This window comes from Paenibacillus sp. sgz302190, assembly GCF_059820445.1.
Window position 1 is genome coordinate 133,327 of sequence record NZ_JBZYAO010000021.1, and the last position, 9,220, is coordinate 142,546.

At 56.3% G+C, this 9,220-nt stretch carries 8 protein-coding genes; 3 read left to right on the top strand and 5 right to left on the bottom strand.

Going from position 1 to position 9,220, the window contains the following annotated elements; translation table 11 throughout:
- Positions 1-182: 182 nt before the first annotated feature.
- Positions 183-1,157: an aldo/keto reductase gene (locus tag AC6RNO_RS22405; protein WP_497106816.1), complete on the top strand. Its 975-nt coding sequence runs from the start codon at positions 183-185 to the stop codon at positions 1,155-1,157.
- Between the two features lie 866 nt (positions 1,158-2,023).
- Here the strand turns inward: AC6RNO_RS22405 and AC6RNO_RS22410 are convergent.
- From AC6RNO_RS22410 to AC6RNO_RS22430, 5 genes are read right to left on the bottom strand one after another with little or no spacing between them, the layout of a single operon-like run.
- A complete protein-coding gene (locus AC6RNO_RS22410; protein WP_497106817.1) occupies positions 2,024-2,806 on the bottom strand; it encodes an ATP-binding cassette domain-containing protein in 783 nt (260 codons plus the stop codon).
- Positions 2,807-2,825: 19 nt separating this feature from the next.
- The gene (locus AC6RNO_RS22415) at positions 2,826-3,605 is read right to left on the bottom strand and encodes an ABC transporter permease subunit (RefSeq protein WP_474684740.1); all 780 of its coding nucleotides are present in this window, start codon (positions 3,603-3,605) and stop codon (positions 2,826-2,828) included.
- Positions 3,602-4,681, bottom strand: coding sequence for a PhnD/SsuA/transferrin family substrate-binding protein (locus tag AC6RNO_RS22420; RefSeq protein ID WP_497106818.1), 1,080 nt, complete (start codon positions 4,679-4,681; stop codon positions 3,602-3,604). The genes AC6RNO_RS22415 and AC6RNO_RS22420 overlap by 4 nt, the downstream gene beginning before the upstream one ends.
- Positions 4,662-5,795, bottom strand: coding sequence for an iron-containing alcohol dehydrogenase (locus AC6RNO_RS22425; protein ID WP_497106819.1), 1,134 nt, complete (start codon positions 5,793-5,795; stop codon positions 4,662-4,664). The genes AC6RNO_RS22420 and AC6RNO_RS22425 overlap by 20 nt, the downstream gene beginning before the upstream one ends.
- 16 nt (positions 5,796-5,811) lie before the next feature.
- Positions 5,812-7,116: a homocysteine synthase gene (locus tag AC6RNO_RS22430; RefSeq protein WP_497106820.1), complete on the bottom strand. Its 1,305-nt coding sequence runs from the start codon at positions 7,114-7,116 to the stop codon at positions 5,812-5,814.
- Between the two features lie 284 nt (positions 7,117-7,400).
- On the opposite strand from AC6RNO_RS22430, the gene AC6RNO_RS22435 reads away from it, so the two are divergent.
- Complete coding sequence (locus AC6RNO_RS22435; protein WP_497106821.1) at positions 7,401-8,198, top strand: YybI family spore inner coat protein; 798 nt, start codon at positions 7,401-7,403, stop codon at positions 8,196-8,198.
- 201 nt (positions 8,199-8,399) lie between these two features.
- Positions 8,400-8,723 (top strand): transporter, encoded by a 324-nt coding sequence (locus AC6RNO_RS22440; protein ID WP_474684735.1) that lies wholly within the window; start codon positions 8,400-8,402, stop codon positions 8,721-8,723.
- Positions 8,724-9,220 lie beyond the last annotated feature (497 nt).

Here is a 9,220-nt window from a genome sequence, read left to right on the forward strand (position 1 = left end):
TTTCTTCAAGTATACCGCTGCGCGCCGCATCCGGTTACCCGACAAATTAAATGCCTTGCTTTGAAAAGTTTAGTTGAGTTACTTTCATCAAGGATACTTAATGAAAACCTTTTGCGTACTTTGCAGAATGCCCGCTTGCATATATAATTTTCACAACCCGGTTTAAGAAAGGATGAGCACCAGTGAAATATAGAAATGTAGGAAAAAGCGGACTCAAAGTGAGCGAAATCGGCCTCGGCAGCTGGCTTACTTACGGTACTGCGGCCGAGCAGCAGGCTGCCGACGCGTGCGTTCGCAACGCGTTTGAAAGCGGAATCAACTTCTTCGATACGGCCAACGCCTACAACACCGGCGAAGGCGAAAAAGCGATCGGAGCCGCGCTCAAGCCGTATGAAAGGTCCAGCTACGTGCTGTCGACCAAAGTGTATTTCCCGATGGGTACAGGCCCGAACGACCGCGGACTTTCCCGCAAGCACATCATGGAGCAATGCGAAGCCAGCTTAAAGCGGCTGGGCACCGACTACATCGACATTTATTTTTGCCACAGGTACGATCCGAACACGCCTCCGGAAGAAACGCTGCGCGCTCTGGACGATTTGACGGCGCAGGGCAAAATCCTATATGCCGCCGTCAGCGAATGGAGCGCCGCCCAAATCGCGGATGCTGCAGGCATCGGCAAAAGACTCAACTTGCGGCCGCTCATTTCCAACCAGCCGATTTACAACATGTTCGAGCGCTATATCGAGCGCGAGGTGATCCCCGTGTCCGTTCGGGAAGGCATCGGGCAAATCGTCTTTTCGCCGCTCGCCCAAGGCATTCTGACCGGAAAATACAAGCCCGGGCAAGCGCTGCCTGCGAACAGCCGAGCGGCGAACAGCTCGATCAACGGCGTCATCGGCAGCTACTTGAACGATCAGGTGCTGGGCTGCGTGCAGGAGCTCGACCGGTTGGCGGGCGGTCTCGGCATCAAGCTGTCGCAGCTTGCGCTGGCATGGGTGCTGAGAGAGCCGGGCGTCAGCTCCGCCCTGATCGGCGCCACCAATCCGCAGCAGATCGAGGAAAACGTGCGAGCCGTGGACATCACGCTTGCACCGGAGACGCTCGAACACATCGAGCGGATTCTCAAGCAGGTGGAGGGCTTCGCCCCGGCCCGCTAAAGGTAGGCGGCTGCGGTGATTGGCCGCCTAGGGCGGTGCAGCCGTCCGCGGCCGGGACAGGTACCGGCCGGCATGCCTGTGAAAGCCGGAGGGCCGGGGGGCGGTCGCGTCACTCTGTTAGGCGCTGCCGGAGTGAGTGCCTTGCGGGCCGCCTACCCAGGCGTTCGCCGGGGAGCGGCCTAGCCAGGCAGCGGGAAAAACCTGCAAAAGTGCAGGCTTTTTCCATGAAAGTGACTCATTTTGGCGAAAAGCCTGCAATTGTACAGGAATTTCCGATAAAAAGGACTCTGAGCCGGTTTGTTCGATGAAAAGCCTGCATTTTTGCAGGAAAGTTTCGCGGCAATCGCCCCAGCGCGAAGAAAGCCTGCACTTTTGCAGGCTTTCTTCGCGTTGCTAGGAGTCTGGCGGGCAGAGTTGCTTTTGTGCATGACGGGGTGAATCATGACTGCAAATATGCCGCTCACATTGCATAAAATCCGTCATTCCGTGTACATATACCTTCTACTGATTTCATCGGACAAACTCCTAATAAATGTGCTGCTTGCGCTAGTGTGAGGGGTTTGGGGTTAGCACCTTTTTCTTTTCACCTCGCGCGGATAAAGCGGCCCGCTGACTGCGGGTTATTTTTATTTGCAAGGCAGTATGTTGCGGTTTGCGGTTTGCGGTTTGCGGTTTGCGGTTTGCGGTTTGCGGTTTGCGGTTTGCGGTTTGCGGTTTGCGGTTTGCGGTTTGCGGTTTGCGGTTTACAGCTTGCCGGGTGCGGGGTGCGGACCGCCGGTCCGGTACCTGCACCGGCAGAAGGTTAGCCCGCGGAACGCGCAAAAAAGCCAGCGGTGCCTGGGCGGCACTCGCCGGCCCGTTTCGGCTTATATGGAATAAGCCAGCTTTTTCTCCTCGGGGACGGGGGCGGCAGCCAAATTTTCTTCTCTGTCCATGACCCGGTTGAGGATCAGGTTTTCGAAATAAGCGAAACCGCTGTCCCGCTCCCTCGGCCGGGCTAGCGTGATGCGCGTGTCGAGGGAGATTTTGCCCTGATCGATCAGGAGCACCCGATCAGCCAGCGCCACCGCTTCGCTGACATCGTGTGTAACGAGGATGACAGTGAAGCCTTGCTCCAGCCAGAGCCGCTCGATCAGGCTCTGCATCTCGATGCGCGTCAAGGCGTCCAGCGCGCCGAGCGGTTCATCCAGCAGCAGCAGGCGCGGATGACTGGCGAGCGCGCGCGCCAACGCGACGCGCTGCTTTTGCCCGCCGGATAGCACGCTCGGCCACTCGCCTGCGCGTTCCGCCAGGCCGACTTGCCCGAGCGCCTGAGCGGCCAGCGCCTTGTCCTTGCGCGGAGCGCCGACGCGCACGTTGTCGAGCACGGTTTTCCACGGCAGCAGCCGGGCTTCCTGGAACAGGAACCGCGTATCGGAATGCGCCGCATCGCCTCTGTCATTGCCCAGCAGAATCGTGCCCCCTGTCGGTTGGTCCAGCCCGGCGATCAGGCGCAGCAGCGTGCTTTTGCCGCATCCGCTGCGGCCGACGATCGCAATAAATTCGCCATGCCCGATCGCGATGTCGAGATCGCTTAAAATCGGCTTGCTCCCGAACTGTTTGCGCAGCTTTTGGATCTGGATGCGCGTTCCGGTCGATATTTTGCTCATGCTGCTTCTCCTTCCATCTTCATGAGGATGCTTTTTGGAAATTCGGGCTCCACCGCAAAAACCTCCGCTCCAGCAGCTTGGCGATCGAATCCGACAGCTTTCCGAGGAGCGCATAGATCAAAATGCTGAGCACGATGATGTCCATCTGCAAATGCTCTCTCGCCTGCATCGCCATATACCCGATGCCGGAATCCGCAGCGACCGTCTCGGCGACGATCAGGGTCAGCCAGGTGATGCCCAGCGAATAACGGACGCCGACGAGAATGGACGGCAGTGCGCCGGGCAAAATGACGTGCGCGTACAGCGAAAACCGTTTTAACCCGTACACTTTGCCCATTTCGATCAGCCCGGGGTCAATGGAGCGGATGCCGTGGAACGTATTCAAGTAGACCGGAAAAAATACGCCCAGAGACACAAGCACCAGCTTGACTTCCTCACCGATGCCGAACCAGATGATGACCAGCGGAATAAGCGCCAGGTGAGGAATGTTGCGGACCATCTGGATCGACGAATCGACCAATTTGTCCGCCGTATAAAAAACGGCGTTAACGAGCCCCAGCAGGAACCCGATCCCGCCGCCGATCACAAAGCCGCTGAGCGCTCTTTTGGAGCTGACGCCGATATGCTTCAGCAGGTCGCCGCTCTGGACCAGCTCACAGAAGGTGCTCAATACCTTTAGCGGCTGCGGCAAAATATTCGTCGCCAGCGCCCCGCCGGTCGTCAGCACGTGCCACGCCAGCAAAATCACGACGGGAACGATCCACGGGGCGATTTTGTCAAACAAACCGTTTCGCTTCATGGTTTCTTTAGCTCCTCGTCAAATGCATGACTCCAGGTTGTGCTGACATTCACTTTTTGTTTGAGCAGATTCACGCTTTGAAGCACGTCGGCTACGTCTTGTTCGGAAGCGATCGCCTTGTCGGAAATCGCGACGATGCGCGACTGGCGCTGCGCTTCGCCCTCTTTCAGAGTAGCGAGTGCCTGGTCCACGGCCTGCTTCGTATTGTCCGCCGTAATTTCGGCCCACTTCGTCTGGTTATTGCGTGTCCACTCGTAAAATTTGTTCAGGCGCTGCAAAAAATCCACAATCGCCGCATGCCGGCCAGGATCGTCAATCGCCTCGGGGAGCGCTTCGATCAGGAAATTGCCGGATAAAATATCTTTTGCACTGGCCAAAGTCGTTGCCCCGTTCTGGCGGGCCGAAATAATCGCATTCCCGTAGCTGGCCAGCGCATCGACCTTGCCGCCGACAAGCGCGCCCAACCCGTCGGAAGTCGACAGTTGAACGGGCTTGATATCTTCCCATTTCAGGCTGTTTTGCTGCAGCATTTTGAGCAAAAAATAATGTGCGGTCGTGCTGCCGACATAGGCCACCTGCTTGCCTTTCAGATCGGCGACGCTTTTGATCGGCGAGCCCTTGGGCACGACCAGTTCCTGATTTAAGGTATTCGCCTCCTGCACCGCAACAATATTAAAATTGCCGCCGCCCGCAGCCTGCGAAGCAAAAATCGGCGGAATTTCGCTCGTCAGCGCCACGTCCAGATGGCTGGCCGCCATCGCCTCCAGCTGCAGGTTGCCGCCCTGGAACACGCTGAATTCGATTTTGTACGGGGTATCGCGCAGCCCGGCGGCTTTAAACCCGATATCCAGGTTCGCCCATCCCGTCTGGCTGATCCGCAAAACCACTTTGCTCAAATCGACTTTGGCTCCCGACGCTGACACGGCCGCATTCGGGGATGCGGAAGACGCTTCCGGCGACGCGGAGCTTCGGGACGCGCTTCCTCCCGTCGAAGCGCTGCTCGCGCAGCCCTCCAGCAGAGCGAGAACAAGCAAAAATGCGGTGCCGGAAAACAATTTATGTTTGGATCGTTTCATAGTTCGGATTCGCCCTTTCGTATGCCAGTTCAATTTGTTGTCCTACTTCATTCGTTCGATAAACGGCCTGAGCCAACGTTTCTTCGTTAACCCGGAACGGCAGCCCGCTGACCGCCGCCTCCGGAAGCAGCACGCCTTCCGCTACTTCGGCCGCCACCTCAGCCGCGTCCTTGCCGATGCCGAGCGCTTTCAGCGTAATCGGCAGTCCGAAGCCGTGCAGCAATGCCCCCAACCGCTCGATTTCTTCCCGGGGCTTCCCTTCGAGAATAACTTGCGCGAGCAGTCCGTAGGCGACTTTCTCCCCGTGCAGCGTACCGCGCGTTTCCGGCAAATAGGTCAGGCTGGAGTGGATCGCGTGGGCGATTCCGGCCCGGGCCGCTCCCCCGCTCAGGCTGCCGACCAGACCGGCCAGCAGCAGGACAGCGTTCGTCGTTTCAACGAATGCGGGAGTCACCTCTCCGCTGCCCGCCGTTTCGTAAGCCCGAGGCGCGTGCTGCAGCAGCAAATCGAGCGCCAGTTTGGCCGTCTGCGTCCCGATCCGGACGTCCAGCGCTTCGGGCGCATCCTTCACGTTGACGCCGACTTCATACCACTTGACGATCGTGTCGCCTATGCCCGATGCAAGATAGCGCTTGGGCGCGAGCGCCAAAACGCGCGTGTCGGCCAGCACCAGCGCCGGCGAGTGCCTGAGCGGCAAGTAGCCTGTGGAGCGGCCCTCCGCGTCGTACAGCACCGTGAGCGCCGACCAGGCGGCGCAGGTGGCCGCAATGGTCGGGACCGTCACGACAGGCAGGTCGAGCTTGTCGCCGACCGCTTTGGACAAATCCAGCGCCTTGCCGCCGCCTACGCCGATAATGACGTCGCTGCCGTCTGCCGACGCCTCGCGGGCGTACGCCTCGATTTCATCGGTCGTGCAAGTTCCCGAGAAGAGATGCGTGGAATAACCGATCCCCGATTCGTCCAGGCTGCCGTAAAGCGCAGGCTTGACTGCCTCCAGCGCCGCCGGGCCGCCGATCATATAGGCTCGTTTGCCAATTTCCGCAATATACCGTCCGGCTTGCGATAAAATGCCGGGTTCGTTCCAATATTGGGCCGGCGCTTTCACTTGTATCATGTTCGCCAAACTCCCTTCATTCCGCTTGAATGGCCTGACTCGCCGCCAAAGCCTGCTCAAGATCGTATAAAATATCGCCGATTGCCTCCGTCCCGATCGATAGACGGATCAATCCGGGCGTGACGCCCGCTTTGGCCTGGTCGGCTTCGCTCAACTGCTGGTGCGTCGTGCTCGCAGGATGAATGATGAGCGATTTGGAATCTCCGACATTCGCCAGGTGAGAAAACAAGCGGACGGCGTGAATCAATTTTTTGCCTGCCTCTATGCCGCCTTTAATGCCGAAAGTCAAAATGGCTCCCTGACCTTTGGGCAAATACTTTTGCGCCAGTGCATACGAAGCGTGGCTCTCCAAACCGGGGTAGTTCACCCACTCGACCAAAGGATGCTTTTCCAGATACTGCGCCGTTTTCAGCGCATTCTCGCTGTGGCGTTCCAACCGCAGGTGCAGCGTCTCCAGACCTTGCAGCAGCAGGAATGAATTGAATGGGGACAAAGAAGCGCCCAGATCCCTCAGCAGCTGCACCCGTGCTTTAATGATGTAGGCGACAGGCCCGACCGCTTCGGTATATACGACGCAGTTATAGCTCGGGTCCGGTTCCGTCAAGCCGGGAAATTTGCCGCTCGCTTTCCAGTCGAATTTGCCGCCGTCCACGATGACGCCGCCGATCGACGTGCCATGCCCGCCGATAAATTTCGTGGCCGAATGGACGACGATATCCGCGCCAAAATCGATGGGACGCAGCAGGAACGGACTCGGAAACGTATTGTCCACAATAAGCGGAATGCCGTTCTCGTGGGCGATGGCGGCGACCGCTTCAATGTCGAGGACGTCCCCTTTCGGATTGCCGATCGTTTCGGCGTAGAGAGCTTTCGTTTTGTTCGTAATCGCTTTGCGGAAATTTTCCGGATCGCCCGGATCGACGAATTTCACCGTAATCCCAAGCTTTGGCAGAGTGGTGGCGAACAAATTAAAAGTGCCCCCGTACAGGCTAGTTGCCGATACGATCTCGTCTCCCGCTCCCGCGATATTCAAAATCGAATAGGTGATGGCGGCTTGGCCTGAAGCTACGCCGAGCGCTCCGGCCCCGTTTTCCAGGGCGGCAATCCTTTGTTCGAACACGTCCGTCGTCGGATTCATAATTCGCGAGTAGATGTTGCCGAATTCCTTGAGAGCGAACAAATTGGCCGCATGCTCCGTATCCCGGAATCCGTACGAAGTCGTTTGGTAAATCGGCACGGCGCGCGATTGCGTGGCGGGATCGATTTGCTGCCCCGCATGGATAGCCAAAGTTTCCGGAGATAATTGTCTTTCTGTCATCAAGCATGACCTCCTAAAATAAAATGAATGCAAAAAAACACAACTCAAAAAGAGGAGCTGTGTTTTCGGTGAACCGATCAACAAATCTTACTTTTCCTATCGGAATTATATAAGCCATCATATCAGCAAATCTTTTCTACGTCAAATATTATTTTCAACTCGCTGACCCTGGCGTAAAAGTCCCGCCGTTTGGGCCGAATGGGCTGGGCCGCTGCACAGGCAAATGGATTCTTGCCCACATAAGATAGACCAAAGCAGGATTGACTTTAGAACAGGAGGGGTTTATTTTGCACGGACCTTTCCATGCCGCCATGGTTATGCTGGACTCGATGCAGAGCGACGTAACCGGAGACGGAATTCTCGATACCGTGTACTTGCTCGGCCATAGGCCAGAAGGGTCGTCGGAGCTTTTTGCCGACCACATCACGCTCGTTATCGAGGACGGGTATACCAATTACCGGACGGCAGTGAAACTTCCGAGCGGCGCCGGCTATAACGCCAGGCTGTTTCTCGGGGATTTTGACCAGGACCGGATCGCCGATATATGGATCGGCATCGATTCGGGAGGAAGCGGCGGGTACGGTATCTTCTATGTGTACTCGTTCAGGCACAGCCTGCTGCGCCAGCTGTTCGATTTTGAAAGCTACAACGAGGAGTACGCGTTCCGCGTGAATTACGAGGATGGGTACAAAGTGAGCGTGGCCAGCCCGCGCCTTGGCGCGCAGTTTATGATCGACATCAGCACCAAAAGCGCCGATTATTTGTCGCAAATGTACGACGAGCACGGCAAATTGAAAATGCCTGTCCAAGGCGAAGTGTTGGCAATAGGCGCCTTACAGCCGATCGTGACCAACGAAAAAAGCTTGAGCTACGACCTGCTCGCCTTCCAGCGCATCATTGGCACGACGAACGCGGACACGCTGGGCTACGTCGAAAATCTTTTGTCCTGGAAAGGCCAGTCCTTTGTGTCCGCAGCGCTATCCGTATCGGTTCCGGGCACCAAGCTAAAACATCGCGCCGGCGACGGGCCGCCGGATGGCGCTGCTGACTGGAACGATGAAATTCATCGTTCCGTACATCTTTGACGGCCTTTGTCGGCCGGATACGTGTTCGGATGTCGCAATCATCGTTACGGCCTGCTCGGGGCGATGCAGACATCGATTCAACGGCATTGGCGAAAATTGTCCCGCTGTAGGTATTTGACAGTAGCTAATTGCGCTTTAACAGGCACTTCTCCGCTAATTCAGCATACTATGTGGGAGAAACATGAAAAGGAGTGAATATCGATGGGATTTATGCCGCCTCCAGGACCGCCGGGCCAATTCGGACCTTTCGGACCGCAAGGACCGCAAAGCCCACAGGGAGTGCAGGCTCCGACAGCCCCTCCCCCGTCATTCGAGCCGCAGGTTATGCCTTTTGCAGTCGACCCGGGAGCTATCTCCGGTTGCCTGTTTCGCAATACGTACGTCTGGCTCAACAATGGAGAGCAATTCTGGTTTTTCCCTACCTTTGTAGGACGAACATCGGTTTCCGGGTTTAGATGGAACGGCAGGTTTTGGATGTTCTTCGGTATTGATTTGCGCCGAATCAGTTCATTTACATGTTTTTGACGTAAAAATGCCTTGTGATTGCAGTTATGATCACAAGGCATTTTTTTGAGCACATTTTCGCTGCCCGTTAGGCGCATATCCTCCCCCTGCCTATTCAAACTGCCGTCCCCATACGCTTCACCCAAGTTGCAACCGCCTCGTCGTCACCATCTATCCGCATACTCACCATTTATGTGCTATTCCTCCAGCAGCTTCATCTCTTTCTGCCCCAGAAGCGGGAAAACCTGCATTTGTGCAGGTTTTTTCGGTGAAAGCGGCTCGTTTTTGGGAAAAGCCTGCATTTGTGCAGGAATTCACCCATAGCGGGGCTGGCTCTGCGTTTGAGTGAAAAAAACTGCATATTTGCAGGAATTATGCGAGGAAAGGGTTTCCGGGCGCAAAAAGATGCACTTTTCCCACTAGCTTTGCATCAAACCTGACATGAAAAATTTGTTTCAAAATGTTCCTAAAACTGTATTTTATTGATGCTTTTTGTCTGGCGGATAATTAAAAAATCT

What these genes read in the sequence shown, in the direction of transcription:
- AC6RNO_RS22410 (WP_497106817.1), bottom strand. Translation starts at nt 2,806, where the DNA reads ATGAGCAAAATATCGACCGGAACGCGCATCCAGATCCAAAAGCTGCGC.
- AC6RNO_RS22415 (WP_474684740.1), bottom strand. Translation starts at nt 3,605, where the DNA reads ATGAAGCGAAACGGTTTGTTTGACAAAATCGCCCCGTGGATCGTTCCC.
- AC6RNO_RS22420 (WP_497106818.1), bottom strand. Translation starts at nt 4,681, where the DNA reads ATGAAACGATCCAAACATAAATTGTTTTCCGGCACCGCATTTTTGCTT.
- AC6RNO_RS22425 (WP_497106819.1), bottom strand. Translation starts at nt 5,795, where the DNA reads ATGATACAAGTGAAAGCGCCGGCCCAATATTGGAACGAACCCGGCATT.
- AC6RNO_RS22440 (WP_474684735.1), top strand. Translation starts at nt 8,400, where the DNA reads ATGGGATTTATGCCGCCTCCAGGACCGCCGGGCCAATTCGGACCTTTC.